The organism is Edaphobacter sp. (genome assembly GCF_035532915.1).
GTDB lineage: Bacteria > Acidobacteriota > Terriglobia > Terriglobales > Acidobacteriaceae > Edaphobacter.
Map to the genome: position 1 here is coordinate 1 of NZ_DATKQC010000209.1, position 14,398 is coordinate 14,398.

17 protein-coding genes are annotated in these 14,398 nt (G+C 58.5%); 3 read left to right on the forward strand and 14 right to left on the reverse strand.

The features are described from left to right. Window positions 1-21 precede the first annotated feature (21 nt). The 4 genes from VMU57_RS10185 to VMU57_RS10200 all read right to left on the reverse strand — a co-directional run bounded on the left by VMU57_RS10185 (window position 22) and on the right by VMU57_RS10200 (window position 3,199). On the reverse strand, window positions 22-393 hold the full coding sequence (locus VMU57_RS10185; protein WP_325383035.1) for a metalloregulator ArsR/SmtB family transcription factor: 372 nt from the start codon (window positions 391-393) through the stop codon (window positions 22-24). A gap of 76 nt (window positions 394-469) precedes the next feature. Then, entirely contained in the window at window positions 470-1,195 is a 726-nt protein-coding gene (locus VMU57_RS10190) for a response regulator transcription factor (protein WP_325383037.1), read from the reverse strand. Further along, entirely contained in the window at window positions 1,192-2,118 is a 927-nt protein-coding gene (locus tag VMU57_RS10195) for a sensor histidine kinase (RefSeq protein WP_325383039.1), read from the reverse strand. The genes VMU57_RS10190 and VMU57_RS10195 overlap by 4 nt, the downstream gene beginning before the upstream one ends. A 91-nt stretch (window positions 2,119-2,209) precedes the next feature. Beyond that, window positions 2,210-3,199, reverse strand: a complete 990-nt coding sequence (locus VMU57_RS10200; protein WP_325383041.1) for an acyl-CoA desaturase — start codon at window positions 3,197-3,199, stop codon at window positions 2,210-2,212. Window positions 3,200-3,531: 332 nt separating this feature from the next. Between VMU57_RS10200 and VMU57_RS10205 the strand changes: the two genes are divergently transcribed. Next, the gene (locus VMU57_RS10205) at window positions 3,532-4,452 is read left to right on the forward strand and encodes a type I phosphomannose isomerase catalytic subunit (protein WP_325383043.1); all 921 of its coding nucleotides are present in this window, start codon (window positions 3,532-3,534) and stop codon (window positions 4,450-4,452) included. 25 nt (window positions 4,453-4,477) lie between these two features. Here VMU57_RS10205 and VMU57_RS10210 read toward each other — a convergent pair whose 3' ends face one another. Next, a complete protein-coding gene (locus VMU57_RS10210; RefSeq protein WP_325383045.1) occupies window positions 4,478-5,341 on the reverse strand; it encodes an IclR family transcriptional regulator domain-containing protein in 864 nt (287 codons plus the stop codon). 201 nt (window positions 5,342-5,542) lie between these two features. Between VMU57_RS10210 and pgi the strand changes: the two genes are divergently transcribed. After that, on the forward strand, window positions 5,543-7,174 hold the full coding sequence (pgi, locus tag VMU57_RS10215) for a glucose-6-phosphate isomerase (protein ID WP_325383047.1): 1,632 nt from the start codon (window positions 5,543-5,545) through the stop codon (window positions 7,172-7,174). A 63-nt stretch (window positions 7,175-7,237) separates the two neighbouring features. Here pgi and VMU57_RS10220 read toward each other — a convergent pair whose 3' ends face one another. The 5 genes from VMU57_RS10220 to VMU57_RS10240 form a co-directional block, all read right to left on the reverse strand. Then, a complete protein-coding gene (locus VMU57_RS10220) occupies window positions 7,238-7,906 on the reverse strand; it encodes a peroxiredoxin-like family protein (RefSeq protein WP_325383049.1) in 669 nt (222 codons plus the stop codon). Window positions 7,907-7,937: 31 nt separating this feature from the next. Next, window positions 7,938-8,732, reverse strand: a complete 795-nt coding sequence (locus tag VMU57_RS10225) for a dienelactone hydrolase family protein (RefSeq protein WP_325383051.1) — start codon at window positions 8,730-8,732, stop codon at window positions 7,938-7,940. Window positions 8,733-8,796: 64 nt separating this feature from the next. Next, complete coding sequence (locus VMU57_RS10230) at window positions 8,797-10,365, reverse strand: alpha-L-fucosidase (protein WP_325383053.1); 1,569 nt, start codon at window positions 10,363-10,365, stop codon at window positions 8,797-8,799. A gap of 133 nt (window positions 10,366-10,498) precedes the next feature. Continuing rightward, a complete protein-coding gene (locus VMU57_RS10235; RefSeq protein ID WP_325383055.1) occupies window positions 10,499-10,642 on the reverse strand; it encodes a DUF3309 family protein in 144 nt (47 codons plus the stop codon). A 75-nt stretch (window positions 10,643-10,717) separates the two neighbouring features. Then, window positions 10,718-11,104 (reverse strand): group III truncated hemoglobin, encoded by a 387-nt coding sequence (locus VMU57_RS10240; RefSeq protein ID WP_325383057.1) that lies wholly within the window; start codon window positions 11,102-11,104, stop codon window positions 10,718-10,720. A gap of 349 nt (window positions 11,105-11,453) precedes the next feature. Between VMU57_RS10240 and VMU57_RS10245 the strand changes: the two genes are divergently transcribed. Next, window positions 11,454-11,975: a hypothetical protein gene (locus VMU57_RS10245; protein WP_325383059.1), complete on the forward strand. Its 522-nt coding sequence runs from the start codon at window positions 11,454-11,456 to the stop codon at window positions 11,973-11,975. Window positions 11,976-12,062: 87 nt separating this feature from the next. Here the strand turns inward: VMU57_RS10245 and VMU57_RS10250 are convergent, their stop codons facing one another. The 4 genes from VMU57_RS10250 to VMU57_RS10265 form a co-directional block, all read right to left on the reverse strand. After that, entirely contained in the window at window positions 12,063-12,473 is a 411-nt protein-coding gene (locus VMU57_RS10250; RefSeq protein WP_325383061.1) for a VOC family protein, read from the reverse strand. A gap of 20 nt (window positions 12,474-12,493) precedes the next feature. After that, window positions 12,494-13,117, reverse strand: a complete 624-nt coding sequence (locus tag VMU57_RS10255; RefSeq protein WP_325383063.1) for a Pr6Pr family membrane protein — start codon at window positions 13,115-13,117, stop codon at window positions 12,494-12,496. Window positions 13,118-13,343: 226 nt separating this feature from the next. After that, a complete protein-coding gene (locus VMU57_RS10260) occupies window positions 13,344-13,808 on the reverse strand; it encodes an REP-associated tyrosine transposase (RefSeq protein WP_325383065.1) in 465 nt (154 codons plus the stop codon). A 90-nt stretch (window positions 13,809-13,898) separates the two neighbouring features. Continuing rightward, a partial coding sequence (locus tag VMU57_RS10265; protein ID WP_325383067.1) for a hypothetical protein occupies window positions 13,899-14,398 on the reverse strand: 500 nt, incomplete at its 5' end.

Genomic DNA, 14,398 nt, shown 5'->3' on the forward strand with positions numbered 1-14,398 from the left:
ACGGCTTTGTTGCCATAGTGCTTACTCCTCTCTTTTGGTGGATTGATTTTCGCGGGCGATGCGCTGCATCATCTTCTGTTCCGCCCGTTCCTTGACCTTATCGATCTGGTGGGTCCAGAAGCGTTCATACATCTTCACCCAGTCGTGCACGGGTTTCAGCTCCTTCGGGTTTAGACGGTACATGCGAAGCTGGCCGCGTTTGCTTACCGTCACAATGCCAACCTTGCGCAGCACGCTTAGGTGCTTGGAGACGGCGGGCTGAGGCAGCCGAAGCGTCGAAACGACTTCGCCGACTGCGTGCTCGTTGCCATCGATAAGCACAGCGATGATCTCGCGCCGTCGAGGCTCGGCGATTGCGTTGAAGACGTCCGTGGTCGTTGCGGCACGTGCCATGAATAAATAATATTCCTATATGAGAATATGTCAAGCGGCAAAAATAATATCTCGCGATATCGCTCTGCCCCGGTAGTTACGGATTGGCGATGAATCGGTACCCGATGCCGCGCACCGTCAGAAGATGCTGCGGGTTTCCCGGATCGTCTTCGATGTAGCGGCGCAGGCGCACGATGAAGTTGTCGATGGCGCGGGTGTCGGTATCTTCGTGCACCCGCCAAACCTGTTCGAGGATGTCCTTGCGCGGCACGATCTGGCCTTCGCGGTCAGTGAGATAGCGCAGAAGGTCGGCCTCCATCAGCGTCAAATGCGTGGTGCGATTGGGCGCAACTAGTTCGAGCGCATCGAAACGGATGGTGCGATGGTCGAAGATGTATTCGTCAGGTGGCGTTTCCGGCGCTGCGGTAGTATGCTGCCACGCGGCGCGGCGCATCAGCGATTTCAGCCGCATCAGTAGGATGTTCAACTCAAATGGCTTGGGAAGATAATCGTCCGCGCCCGCTTCCAGCCCTTCGAGAATGTCCTCAGGCCGGGTGCGCGCCGTCAGCATCAGCACCGGAGTGAATCGCTGCGCCTCGCGCAGGGCATGAACGATGGCGAAGCCGTCGGTCCCCGGCAACATGCAGTCCAGCACGATGGCTGCAATCTTGTCCTGCGTGTTCAACAGGTAGTTGAGCGCAGCGTCGCCGTCAGCCTCGTGGTGGGTGGCATAGCCCTCAGCCTGAAGATTGAACAGCAGCCCTTGTGCAAGATGCTCTTCGTCTTCGATGACGGCGATCAGTGGAGTGGCTGATTCGGTCATGATTTATCCGGCTTGCCCTCTGGCGCTGCGAGCGGCAGTGTAAACGTGATGGTTGTGCCGAGGCCTGCACCAGCGCTTGAGGCCGTGACATCTCCGCCGTGCTGGCGCACGATGTTGCGCACCAGAAAAAGCCCCAGCCCGGTGCCTTTGATCTTGACCATGGAGCGTCCGGGCACGCGATAGAACCGCTTAAAGATGCGTTTGTACTCGTTGGACGGCAGACCCATGCCCGTATCGGCGATGCGCAGGGTAACCCAGGTATAGCGTGTGATGGCCAGCGAACAGCGGACGCGCACTCCCTCGGGCGAGTACTTCACCGCATTGTCGAGCACGTTAATGATGGCGGTACGAAGGTCTTCCGGGATGCCGATCACTTGCAGTCTCACAGCGCCCGGTACCGGCAGAAGAACAATGTTGTCCGCCGCAAGATGATGTCGCTGCAAGGTGACGTGGATGCACTCCGCGAGCAGCGATTCGATATCGATCACGGTGCGGTTTTGCTGACGATGCCGTTGGCCAAGTTGCCCCGCCTTCAAGATCTGTTCGACGGTAGCCAGGAGGCGGTCGGAGTCCGACAGCATGATCTTGTAAAACTGCTGCCGCTGCTCTTCTTCAACGGGCCGTCGTTGCAGCGTCTCCAGATAAAGCCGAATTGAGGCAATCGGCGTCTTGAGTTCGTGGCTGACCGCATTCAGAAAGGAGTCCTGACGCTCATTGCGGCGGATCTCCCGCACCAGGAAGACCGTGTTGAGCACAACCCCCGCGATGAGCAGGCTGAAGAGGATAACGCCTAGCACCGCGAAGGCGACTGCGCGGTCATTCAGAATGATCCACCCGATATTCAGCGCAATCGCAAGGCCCACAAGCAGGACGCCCAGTGTGATGAAGAAGGCGATAGCTCCGCGGCGTCGGGTAATATTCATGAGCGTTGCTGAAAGTATAGCGGCAGGCATTAAAAAGCCAAGGCGTGAAACCGAAGTTCCACGCCTTGGCCCTCAGCTTTACTGGCGAATTTTACACGCCTGCTGGCTTAGGATCCTGCGGATCGAACTTGGCGATCTGAACCTTCTTCGCCAGGCCGACCTTCGAGAGCAGCCAGATGCCGTAGTAGTTGATGTCAAATTCGTACCAGGCCAATCCATGCCGCGCGCTTACGGGATGCGCATGGTGGTTGTTGTGCCAGCCTTCGCCGCCGGTAAGCAGGGCAACCCACCAGTTGTTGCGCGAGTCGTCCTTGGTTTCGAAGCGCCGCTTGCCCCACAGGTGCGTAGCCGAGTTCACCAGCCACGTTGCGTGAAGCCCGATGGTGACGCGAAGGAACGTTCCCCACAGAACCATGCCAACCGCGCCCATGACGCGGTGGTCAGGACCGGCAAGCGCTGCGCCGATGGCAACCTGAAGCAGTCCGGAAGTAGTCAGCGGGACCCAGTGATATTTGCTCAACCACACATGCACGGGGTCGCGGGTAAGGTCAGGGGCGTAGCGGCCCAGCAGAGCAGTCTCGGAGTGCATGGCGCGGCCCGAGAGAATCCAGCCCGCGTGTGCCCACCAGGTGCCGTCGTGCGGCGTATGCGGATCGCCCTCGTCATCGGAGTTCTGATGATGGACGCGGTGCGTGGCTACCCAGAAGATCGGTCCGCCCTCGAGCGCCAGTGTTCCGCACATGGTCAGGAAGTATTCGACCCATCTCGGCGTCTTGTAGCCGCGATGCGTCAGCAGCCGGTGGTACGCCATGCCGATGCCAACGTTGATGGCGAAGAAGTACATGATGACGAACGCGGCGAGGTTCTTCCAGCTAAAGAAGAAGAGCGCGGCGATGGCGCCCACATGGAACAACCCCATGGCAATGGTGGTGATCCAGTTGATGCGGCCCTGCTGATACTCGCGGCCCATGCGAAGGTCCTGCTTCACCTTCTGCCGGACTTCGGCGACGACAGGAATAACGCGTGCAGTGGCGGCGGCCTTGGTCGTCGTCTCTTCGGGAGTAGTAAGCGTTGGTGACATAAGTTAGCGGTCCTTTTTACTGCTGATCTCAACGCTATCAGTCATCGAGGAGTGTGGGTGTAAGACTTTTGTAATGCCCCCGGGTTCGATCCTTGCGCTCTGTAAAACTTTTGTAATCGCCCCCAATAGAGGCATTTTCTCGGTCGTGGCGGGATGCTGAATCTTCACCCTCATGAAGCCGCAACGCTTTTAATCGCGAGTGGGGTCTTCCTGGCCACGACAATTGTCCTCCGCATATTCTTCTTCCCGAATCCATATTCAGGTTATCTGCGCCTCGACTGAGGGCCGCGAGTAAACTGACCTGAGAACATACCCACAGGAGAGACTCTCTAATGTCCAACTCGCACAGTTCCAACCCGCCCGCTCCCTTCCGCCTGAAGCCATGGTTCAGTGAGCGTGTATGGGGCAAGAGCGATCTCCGTCCGTGGTATGAATCGACCGGTACCAATGAACTCGTAGGAGAGGCATGGCTCACCGGCCCGGCATGCATCGTAGAGACTGGGCCTTTCACCGGAAAGACCTTCGCAGGAATGTCCGGCAAGATCGGCGGCGAGTTTCCTTTGCTGGTTAAAATTCTCTTTCCCAACGACAAGCTCTCCGTTCAGGTCCATCCCGACGACGTGCAGGCCCAGGCTGCAGGGGAGACTCGCGGCAAGACCGAGTGCTGGTACGTCCTCGAAGCCGCTCCCGGCGCTGCTGTCTCTCTCGGCCTCAAACCGGGAGTCGGCGCGCCACAGGTGGCCGCCTCCATCGCCGATGGAACCATGGAAGACCTGCTGAAGCAGGTTCCCGTTTCGGTGGGAGATATGATCTTCGTCGATGCCGGAACCGTTCATGCCATCGGGTCCGGCGTCGTGCTGCTCGAAACCCAGCAGACCAGCGACGTCACCTATCGCCTCTACGACTACGGTCGCGCGCGCGAACTACATCTGGAGCGGGGAATTGCCGTCATCAAAGTGAAGACCAACGCAGGCAAAGTCGAGCCTCGCCCCATGGACGGCTTCGTTCGTCTGATCGAACAGGAATACTTCACCGTGGATCGCTTCGATGTCCCCTTCGGAGAGATCAGAATCCCCGCGACCGGTACTGCCTGTCTCGTCAGCCTCTCCGGCTGGGGCACGGTGAAGAGTGCCCACGGCTCAACCGGCCTCAAGCCGGGGCAGGCAGTCGTGCTTCCGGAAGGAACGGGCGATATCGTTATCGACGCGCCAGCAGCCCTCTCTTTCGTCCGCTGCATGGCCCCGGGGAACTAACGGGCGACTGATGTCGCAAAAAAAATCAGCGCAGGAAGACGCTCAGTTCGCTCGCCGCATTTCGCAGATGCGGCAGATACCTGGTCTGCATATCCATCACTGACATTCGCTGTGCATTTCCGCTCAGGTTAATCGTCGCTACCGCCCGCCCCGCAGGCGAGAACACCGGCACCGCCAGCGACCTCAAGCCAACTTCATACTCCTGATCGCAGATCGAATATCCATTTCGCCGGATATTACGCAGATGCAACCGCAGCTTTTCGATCGTGTTGACCGTTCTTGTCGTATACGGAATGAGCTCCACCTTGGCCAGATAGCTCTCAAGCTGCTCTGAGGGCAGATAAGCCAGCAAAATCCGTCCCATGCTGGTGCAATAGGCGGGAAGACGGCTGCCAATATGCAAATCCACCGACATCACCCGGCTGACGCTGGTCCGAGCGATATAAACGATGTCTTCCCCATCGAGCGTCGCCACGGAAAAAGATTCGCGCAGCGCAGCCGACATTCGCTCGAGAATTGGCTGTGCCGCACTCGATAGCGTATTGGAGGCCGTGTAGGTATGCGAAAGCGTCAGCATCCGCGGGCGCAGCGAGTATCGCGACCCATCCTCGGCTCCCGCGAAACCCAGCTTGGTCAGCGTGTAGAGGCACCGCCGTACAGCCGCGCGCGAGAGACCCGTCTTGATGCTGAGTTGAGAGATCGTCATCTGCGGCGACTGCTGCGTGAACGCCTGGATCACAATGAGCCCACGGGCCAGCGACGTCATGAAATTCGGATCGCCGGTGAAGACGTCGAGGGTGGAAGCAGGAGAGGCCTTCGGTGTGTCGGGCAAAGGAGCTGTCGCAGGCGGTGCGATGGGCGGGACGGGGCGGCGGGGAGCGAGACTCATTGCAATCCTTCCATGCCGGGCGATCGCTCAGGAAACAGGGGCGATAGCCGGACTAGCTATACGATAAACGCACGAGCGAATTGTTGCAAGATGCAACTGTCTCTATCCCTGTGGCCACGATTTCAACACTTGTTCAACCTTCGGCTCTAAACTAGAGGCAGTCAGCAACGGATGAGCATCATCAAAGGAGAAGCAAAGCGTATGGCAACACAACTCGCACCTCTCGGCGAACGTAAGGCATGGAAGGCCCTTCAAACCCATTTTCAGCAGATCGGCGGTAAACATCTGCGTGAGTTGTTTGCCGAAGACCCCGCCCGCGGCGAGCGTTTTACCGCCGAGACGGGCGGCATCTTCCTCGACTACTCGAAGAACCGCATCACCGACGAGACCTTGAAGCTATTGGTGCAGTTGGCCGAGGAGTCCGGCCTGCGCGAGAAGATCGAGGCGATGTTCCGCGGCGACAAGATCAACATCACGGAGAACCGCGCCGTCCTCCATGTAGCCCTGCGCGCTCCCAAGGGAGAGTCGATCGTTCTCGACGGCGAAGACGTCGTTCCTGCCGTGCACGAGGTATTGGACAAGATGTCGGCCTTCGCCGATCGCGTTCGCAGCGGCGAGTGGAAGGGCCACACCGGCAAAAAGATTCGCAATGTCGTGAACATCGGAATCGGCGGCTCGGATCTCGGCCCCGTGATGGCCTACGAGGCGCTCAAATACTATAGCCAACGCGATCTCACCTTCCGTTTCGTCTCCAACGTCGACGGCACCGATTTTGCCGAAGCCGTACAGGATCTCGATGCGGAGGAGACGCTGTTCCTCGTCGCCTCCAAGACCTTCACCACGCTCGAAACCATGACCAACGCCCACAGCGCGCGCGACTGGGCATTGGCAAAGCTCGGCGATGAAAAGGCAGTCGCCAAGCACTTTGTCGCCATCTCGACCAACGCAAAGGAAGTCGCGAAGTTCGGCATCGACACCGCGAACATGTTCGGCTTCTGGGACTGGGTCGGCGGCCGCTACTCCATGGACTCGGCCATTGGCCTGTCGACCATGCTCGCCATCGGCCCGGATAACTTTCGTGCGATGCTCGCCGGGTTCCACGAGATGGACGTACATTTCCGCACCACGCCGTTCGAGAAAAATCTGCCCGTGCTGCTTGGACTGCTGACCATCTGGTACACCGATTTCTTCGATGCTCAGACCGTGGCGATCCTTCCCTACGAGCAATATCTGAAGCGCTTCCCAGCCTATTTGCAGCAGTTGACCATGGAGTCGAATGGCAAGCACGTCACTCTCGACGGTTTGCATGTCGCCACCCAGACCGGACCTATTTACTGGGGTGAGCCCGGCACCAACGGGCAGCACTCCTTCTATCAGCTCATCCACCAGGGAACGCGGCTCATCCCCTGCGACTTCATCGGCTTCTACAAGACGCTGAACCCGCTGGGACGGCACCACGACATGCTGATGGCGAACGTGTTCGCCCAGGCCGAGGCGCTGGCCTTCGGCAAGACGGCGGAGCAGGTCAAGGCCGAGGGCACGCCCGACTGGCTGGTGCCGCACCGCGTCTTCGAGGGCAACCGTCCTTCCAATACCATCCTCGCTGACAAACTCACGCCTGCCGTTCTCGGCAAGCTGATCGCGCTCTACGAGCACATGGTCTTCACGCAGGGCGCTATCTGGAACATTGATTCCTTCGATCAGTGGGGCGTCGAGTTGGGCAAGGTGCTGGCGCAGAAGATCATCGGCGAGCTGGAGAGCGAGACCGAGCCGAAGCTAGCGCATGACACGTCCACCACAAACCTGATTCAGAAATATCGCAAGAAGAAGTAGCTATCAGTTCTGGCGTAAAGCGATGCTCGTCCTTCGGGGCGGGCATCGGCTTTTGTAGGTGCGCTAAAGCGCGGCCAGCACGTCGGCGGGTTCAGGCCGAACGCGGAAGTCCGCATGAGCTTCTCTGAAGGCTATCGTCCCATCCTGCCGTATAACGAAGACCGCAGGCAGCGGTAGCCGCCAGCTCGCTTCGGTGGCGTTGTGGTAGCTCAACCCGGCGTTGCTGAAAGGGATGTTGACGAGGATGCTCTGGTAGTAGCGCCGGTGCTCCTGGGGGATGGTATAGGCGATGCCAAATTTTTCAGCCACCTCCGCGCCGGGATCGGAGAGCAGAGGGAAGGGCAGAGCGTGCTGCTGAATCATGAAGTCGTTCTGCCGCGGCGTCTGCGGGGAGATGGCGACGAAGAGCGCACCGCGCTCGCGAACCTTTGGATAAAGCTCACGCCAGTTCTCTAGTTCGGTGACGCAGTAAGGACACCACCGCCCACGAAAGAAGTTGACCACCAGTGGCCCAAGGGATAAAAGGTCGGCAGAATGTATAGGCTTTCCGCTGCGTGTGTCCTGCAGAGAGAAGCTGGGTGCAACGCTTCCCACAGGAAGAATGCGTTGTTCAATCCCCGTGTTCAGCAGTTCAGCCGTGGCTCGCTCGGAGATGGCAAGCCGGTCGGCCTGCACCAGCTTGCGGGTATTTTGCGTGATGCGATCGAGTTGGTCTTGAAGAGAGGCGGCCACATGCCATTATCGCAGCCGCCAACCTGCAGCGTCACATTGTGCCAAGCAGCTTGATGAGACGATCAAATCCCTCTTCGCGGGCCTTTTTATTAGCCGGTGTAGGATCAGGAGCCTCACCTGCCCGCATGAATCCATGTCCCGCGCCGTCGTAGATAATCGGCTCGTACTTTTTGCGGGCTGCCTTCATCGCCTCGGTGGTAGCCGGAACGGTAGCGCTGATACGCGCATCGTTGCCGGCGTAGAAGCCATAGACCGGCGCGGTAATCGCAGCAAGGTCCGATGGCGGAGGCCCATAGAAGACAAATGCTGCAGACAGATCATGACGATGGGTAGCAAACGCAAAGGACTTTCCACCGCCCCAGCAGAAGCCTGTCACGGCCAGCTTGCCGTTGGCCGAGGGAATCTTCTTCGCATAGTCCGCTGCGGCGTCGAGGTCGGCGTTGACATCGTCAGGGTTCAGGCCGGAGACCGCTTTGACGGCATCGTCCTGACTGGCAAACTCGCTAAAGCCGCCGCCCTGATGCCCATGACCGGAGAGTAGATCGGGCGCGATCACGATATAGCCTTCGGCTGCAATCTCATCGGCCATCTCTTTGGCCCAGTCGGTCAGTCCGAAGATCTCGTGGATAAGGATGACGACCGGAGCCTTGTGGCTGACCTCGGGATAGACGACGAAGGCTTGCACGGTACGATTGCCATGTTTCAGCGAGACATACTCATGGTGGCGCGGAGACTTGTCGAGGCGCGCCTTCGCCCAATCCTGGGCGTGAGCGGCGAGGGGAAGAAGTAAGCAGAGGGCTAGGAGTCTAAGGGCGGCGCGTCGCATGGAGGGAGTGTAATCCTGCATGCGACGCGTCGACAAGCAACAGTTGTCGCATTGGCGACCCTTTTTAGGCTGTGGTCAGCTTTAACGTGACGCCGATGTCAGCCGTTGGCGGACGATTACCCGCAAGCGTGACGCGAAGGGCATCGGCATCCTGCGTGAACTTCAACTGTCCGTCATACCCAAGCATTGAGGCGCTGGTGATCTTCGCCGGATGTTGCGGACTGGAAGAACCGAGCGCGGCAATGACAGCCTGCCCTTCAGGCCAGCCCTGAACGAAGGCATAGAGGGTCTCGCCCTTGGTCGTAAAGCGAATGTCCTTGGCAGTCAGATCAGGTTTTTTGCCTTCGTTGGGATCGAACTCCTTGCCGTTCGAGCGGACGACGGCCTTGGTCGACGGGCCTTCGCCGTAGATCTTCCATGGCCGCGTAGCGTATATGCCTTCGCTGTTCACCGCCATCCACGCCGTGATGCCGTTGAGAGTGACCATCTCTTCGAAGTCCAGCTCGCCAGAGTTGGGCAACGGAAAGTTGAGCAGCAGGTTGCCGTTCTTGCTGACGATATCGACCATCAGGTCGATGACCTTCTTGGCGGTCTTGTACTTGATGCCGCGCTTGTAGTGCCATCCGCCGATGCAGGTATCGGTCTGCCACGGAACAGGAGAGATGTCGTCGAGAACGCCCCGCTCGCGGTCGAGAGAACAGGTTCCATGTTCGCAGTCGCTGCCGGTCTTGCTCTGGTAGATCGCTTCCACTTTGCCGTTATGCTTGGCCGCGCTGAGGTTATAGAGATTGGCGACCAGCGAGAGACCATACTCGTCGAACGGAATGCCGCCGTCGGTATAGAGCAGATCAGGCTGATGCTGGTCGACGAGGTCCTTGACGCGGTTAAAATACTGCTGCTTCCACCAGTCGGGCGCTACGCGACCCATGGCTTCGGCCGTTTTGGCGAAGTTCGCGGGTTCGCCGGAGTAATCGTGGTACAGGTCCTTGTAGGCGGGAAGAACGCCGTCATAGGAGACACCGGCGAGCGGTCCGGTGGAGTCGCTGGTGTGGGCAGGAGCCAGCCAGTCGAAGGAATTCGACAGGTGCTCGCTGACGCCGAAGCGAAGGCCGCGCTTGCGGGCGGCAATCTTCCACTCGCCGACGATGTCGCGCTTCGGCCCGATCGCTTTTGCGTTCCAGCGAGGCTGGTATTTGGAGTTCCACATATCGTAGTTATCGTGGTGAACTCCCATGGAGAAAAAGTACTTGGCTCCGGCTTTGACGTAGAGATCCATGAGATGCTCAGGGTCCCAGCGGGCCGCCTTGAACTGCGGAACGAGGTCTTTGTAGCCAACCTTCGATGGATGACCGTAGGTCTCGACGTGGTAGTTGTATTGCGGGGAACCCTGGATGTACATGTTGCGCGCGTACCAGTCTCCGTCTTCGACGCCGGATTGCGGTCCCCAGTGAGACCAGATGCCAAACTTGGCGTCGGCGAACCACGCAGGGATGCGGTAGGCGGCGAGCGATTCGCGGGTGCCCTGGAACTGTCCGGAAGCGATGGGAAGAGTTGCCGCGAGAGAGCGGCGGAGGGCGAGGGCTGGCGCTGTGGCGGCGAGGAGTTGCAGAGCCTTGCGGCGAGTGATGTGCATGTCGAAGAGGTTCTCCACGGGAAGGTATTTACCTTGCCAATGTAGTGAACGACGTCAACGGATGCAAATTTTCGGGGGAAGATAGCTGCTCAGGCCCATTCCTCCAAAGGAATGGAGGAATGGGCTTGAACCGCTAGATGACTCGGAGCAGAAGCAGGATGAGAACGATAAGCAGGATAAGGCTGATGCCGCCACCGCCGTAATAGCCGAGACCCGGACCCAGGCGATAACCTCCAAAACCGAACACCAGAATCAGAATAATCAGAAGAATGAGCATTTCGTATCTCCGTGGCGGCGAAGGTTCGCTCGCTGAAGAGTGAGATGCAGATTTTTCGATATGTGCAACGAACTATTACAAATTAGGTTGCGTGAAGTTGCCTCGCTGGTAAGCGATGCCTGCTTTGAAGTTGCCTGCGATGCGCTCGGACTTGGCGATGATGATGGCGGCATGGCTTGGGGCCATGACCTCTTTCGCGGTTTCGGCGAAGAGTTCGAGCCAGCGGTTGAAGTGGCTCGGTTCGAGCGGGAGTTGGAGGTGGGTCATCATGGGGTCGCCCTTGTAGCGGCCGGTGGTGAGCAGGACGGTGGACCAGAAGTTTTTGAGCAGGGCCAGGTGAGTGGGCCAGTCTTCGACCTTCTCGTTGAAGATGGGGCCGATCTCGGGGTCGAGTTGGACCTTGGCGTAGAAGCGGTCTACCAGGTTCGAGATTTCTTCTTCGGTGATTTTCTCTTCCGCCATTTTGCTTGCCTCTTTCTCTTTGCTATACCGTCTGATCGTTCCTTGTGCTTGCGGGGAGGGAGTACCCCCCCCCTGTACTTAAGTCCTAAAGTCTTCGAAGTAGAGACTTTAAGTCTGGACTTCGGTATGACTTCAGATGACAAAAGCCCGGCTGCTTGCCGGGCTTTGGAGCTTGTTTTCTGAACCCAGTTTATCAGCGGTGTCAAGCTTTTTAGGTCGAATGGGGACGAACTGACCCCGAGTGAGCCGCAACTATGAGGTCGATTTCGGTTTTACCTGATAGGCCCAAGCAAAGTGCATGGGGCACCACGAAGACCGACGAAGCTCGGATTCTGGCCAGGAGGCAGTCGTGAAATTTCTAAGATATGTTGCTTTGCTTTCGATCTTCTTTATCCCAGTGGCGTACTCGCAGGCCCAGGTCTCTGTTGGCATCGGCGTCGCTCCCTATGGGTATGGAGGCTATGACGGTTATGCTCCTCCGGCCTGTTCTTACGGATATTACGGATATGCTCCATACGCCTGTGCTCCCTACGGGTACTATGGCCCGGCGTGGTTTAACGGCGGAATCTTTATTGGAACCGGCCCCTGGTCTCGCGGCTACTATGGCCGTGGCTACGGTTATGGCTACCGCGGCGTTTATGGCTATGGCCGTGGTTATGGATATGGGCGCGGCTATGGCTACGGTCGTGGATATGGCTATGGGCGCGGCGGCTATGGACGCGGCGGCTATGGACGCGGCGGATATCGCGGCGGCTACGCTGGTGGTGGACGAGGCGGGTACGGTGGCGGCTTCCATGGCGGCGGCGGTGGTGGTTTCCATGGCGGTGGCGGTCATGCTGGCGGCGGTGGTCATGGCGGCGGCCGACGTTAGTCTGGTGATTGATGTGCGGTAAGAGAAGAACGCCCACCTCAGAGATGAGGTGGGCATTTTGTTCTGGGGGAAGCTGTCGGCATGAGATCAAGAGGTCTGCGGCAGAGGCTTGCCGATCTCCCAGTGGTGGCCGAAGGGATCGACGACGCGGCCGATGCGCCAGCCGTAGTCGTTGGTCATCTCCCAGACGACGGCGGCCCCGGCGGCGACGGCCCGGCTGAAGGCGGCGTCGGGGTCGTCGACGATGAGGATCATGCGGACGGAGCCTCCGTTGAGGGTTTGGGGGCTGTAGTTCTGGTGCTGGGGAGACTCGTCGGCGAGCCAGAATTCGGCCCCGTCGACTGCCAGCCTTGCGACGATGGAGCCGCTGCCGTCGTCGTGGCGGAACTGCTCGGTGGCGCCGAAGGCTGCTTTGTAGAACTCGACCGCCTTGGTGCCGTTGCGGACGGAGAGGAAGGGAGCGATGGTCGTTCCAGCAACGTGCTCTGAGGAATGCATTGGGGTGCCGCTCCTGTATCTCAGACGACGTTGCGGCTGAGGCTGTTGCCTAGCCATAGAAGGACAAAGCTGACGGCGAGGAAGGCGATGGTGATGGCGGCGCTGTGGACAGCGACGCCGGTCCAGCCGCCCGGAGATTTGCCGGGGTCGATGAACCAGTAGGGATACCAGTTGGTGAAGGCTCCGCGGAGGAGCGAGTAGACCAGATAGGCGATGGGGTAGATGACCCAGAACCAGATGTGTCTGGGGACGAGCTTTGCCTTTGGCGGCTGGATGAGCCAGTCGAGCACCATCGCGACGGGTGTGAGGTAGTGGAGGACGAAGTTCGTCCAGGGGACCATGCCGCTGTCGAGGTGGCTGAGGAGGAGGCCGAAGACGAGTCCGACGATGGCGATGGAGACGGTTGCGCTGCCGCGAAGGATGTCGTCGGCTTCGGTGGGGTCGCGGTGGCGGATGAGATTGCTGGCGCTGACGATGAGGACGATGGCTACGAAGAGATTGGTGAGGATGGTGAAGTAGCTGAAGAAGTTGACTGCGCTATTGCCGGTGTGGATGACGGAGTCGATGAAGGCTGTGGCGAGCGCGGCCAAGGTGAGGATGCCGAAGAAGAGGCGGGCGGCGGCTAGGGGGCAGCGTTTGGCCATGCTCCACTATGGGGGATGGGTGTGGTGGGGTCAATGAAGAAAGGGGCTCGTTCTGGGGCAGATTTGTATATCCCACCCTTCGCGATGAGGCTGCGAAGGATGGGGCACCCGAGCTTTTGTGGCCGGGATTAGGAGGGGAAGCGGTAGGGTGGGGCACCTGGGCATCTCTCTGGGGATGGGTGCCCCATATCTCGATTTTGAGATGTGGGTCTTCGCTGAACGATCTCTAAGACTGGGTGATTAAGACCGGGGTTGGTTCTTCCAGAAGATAGTGGCGATAGGATGACCAGTGCCAGTCTTCGGGCTGCGTAACGAGGCCGCGTTTGAGCGGGTTGCGGTGCATGTACTTCAGCTTCTCGACCCGCTTGTCGTGGGTGAAGACGTTGAAATCGTAGTAGCGGGTCTGCCAGAAAGGGCGTTCCGTGAGGCGTCTGGCGGCAGAGATTTTCAGGGCCTGCAGTGCCTTCGACAAGGGTTCGTTGGGTGGTTCGCTGACGAGCAGGTGAACGTGCTCCGGCATGACGACGTAGCCGAGGATTTCGAATTGGTAATGGAGGCGGGTGCGCTCGAGAGAGTCGAGGAAGATGTCTCTTGAGGTTGGAGTGTTGAGGTAGGGTTTGCGGTGGTGACAACTGAAGGTGATGAAGTGGTCGTCGCCTTCTTGTTGGTATCGCTTTAGGCCGAGCGGCATGGGGTGATTTTAGGGTATCGGGTTCGCGCGTGGCGCGAATGCCCACATCTCAGAATCGAGATATGGGGCACCCAAGTTTGGGGTGTTGAGTCAGATGTGGGCTGGCCGTCCATCCGTATTGAGCTTACTCTCAAATAATTGAATTTCAAATGTTGCTGGAGCAACAGGATGGGCGCTAAATTTCGGCGGCGATCCTTTCTGCCATGGCGCATATTTTCGAGTCATCATCCAAACCCCTATATCTTTGGTGATCAACTCACGACAATCTCCCCAGAAGGACGGTTTGTCAATATTCGCCTCTGTCAGCACAAATCCAGCCCCAACTGGCAGTGCTATCGCGACTTTTTTCCATGATGGAATGAAGCATAGATCGCGGTCCACCTCACTTATCTTGAAACCGAATCCAGTAAACGGATCGTGATGGCTACCGTTATGCCATGCTGTCCATATCATCGGGAGTACCGTATATGTAAAGGATGATCCATCGACGATAGTCAGTCCTGTATCAGCTTCTTGCCACGAGGGGACTTCTCGCTTTATCACCTCTATAAGGACGCTATCTAATACTTCAAATTTAGTTGACGGAGTAT

Bases quoted from the DNA above. Each gene is read 5' to 3' on its own strand.
- VMU57_RS10260 (WP_325383065.1), bottom strand. From the start codon at position 13,808: ATGCCGCTCGGCCTAAAGCGATACCAACAAGAAGGCGACGACCACTTC.
- VMU57_RS10200 (WP_325383041.1), bottom strand. From the start codon at position 3,199: ATGTCACCAACGCTTACTACTCCCGAAGAGACGACGACCAAGGCCGCC.
- VMU57_RS10255 (WP_325383063.1), bottom strand. From the start codon at position 13,117: ATGGCCAAACGCTGCCCCCTAGCCGCCGCCCGCCTCTTCTTCGGCATC.
- VMU57_RS10240 (WP_325383057.1), bottom strand. From the start codon at position 11,104: ATGGCGGAAGAGAAAATCACCGAAGAAGAAATCTCGAACCTGGTAGAC.
- VMU57_RS10190 (WP_325383037.1), bottom strand. From the start codon at position 1,195: ATGACCGAATCAGCCACTCCACTGATCGCCGTCATCGAAGACGAAGAG.
- VMU57_RS10210 (WP_325383045.1), bottom strand. From the start codon at position 5,341: ATGAGTCTCGCTCCCCGCCGCCCCGTCCCGCCCATCGCACCGCCTGCG.
- VMU57_RS10225 (WP_325383051.1), bottom strand. From the start codon at position 8,732: ATGCGACGCGCCGCCCTTAGACTCCTAGCCCTCTGCTTACTTCTTCCC.
- VMU57_RS10230 (WP_325383053.1), bottom strand. From the start codon at position 10,365: ATGCACATCACTCGCCGCAAGGCTCTGCAACTCCTCGCCGCCACAGCG.
- VMU57_RS10195 (WP_325383039.1), bottom strand. From the start codon at position 2,118: ATGAATATTACCCGACGCCGCGGAGCTATCGCCTTCTTCATCACACTG.
- pgi (WP_325383047.1), top strand. From the start codon at position 5,543: ATGGCAACACAACTCGCACCTCTCGGCGAACGTAAGGCATGGAAGGCC.
- VMU57_RS10250 (WP_325383061.1), bottom strand. From the start codon at position 12,473: ATGCATTCCTCAGAGCACGTTGCTGGAACGACCATCGCTCCCTTCCTC.
- VMU57_RS10205 (WP_325383043.1), top strand. From the start codon at position 3,532: ATGTCCAACTCGCACAGTTCCAACCCGCCCGCTCCCTTCCGCCTGAAG.
- VMU57_RS10185 (WP_325383035.1), bottom strand. From the start codon at position 393: ATGGCACGTGCCGCAACGACCACGGACGTCTTCAACGCAATCGCCGAG.
- VMU57_RS10235 (WP_325383055.1), bottom strand. From the start codon at position 10,642: ATGCTCATTCTTCTGATTATTCTGATTCTGGTGTTCGGTTTTGGAGGT.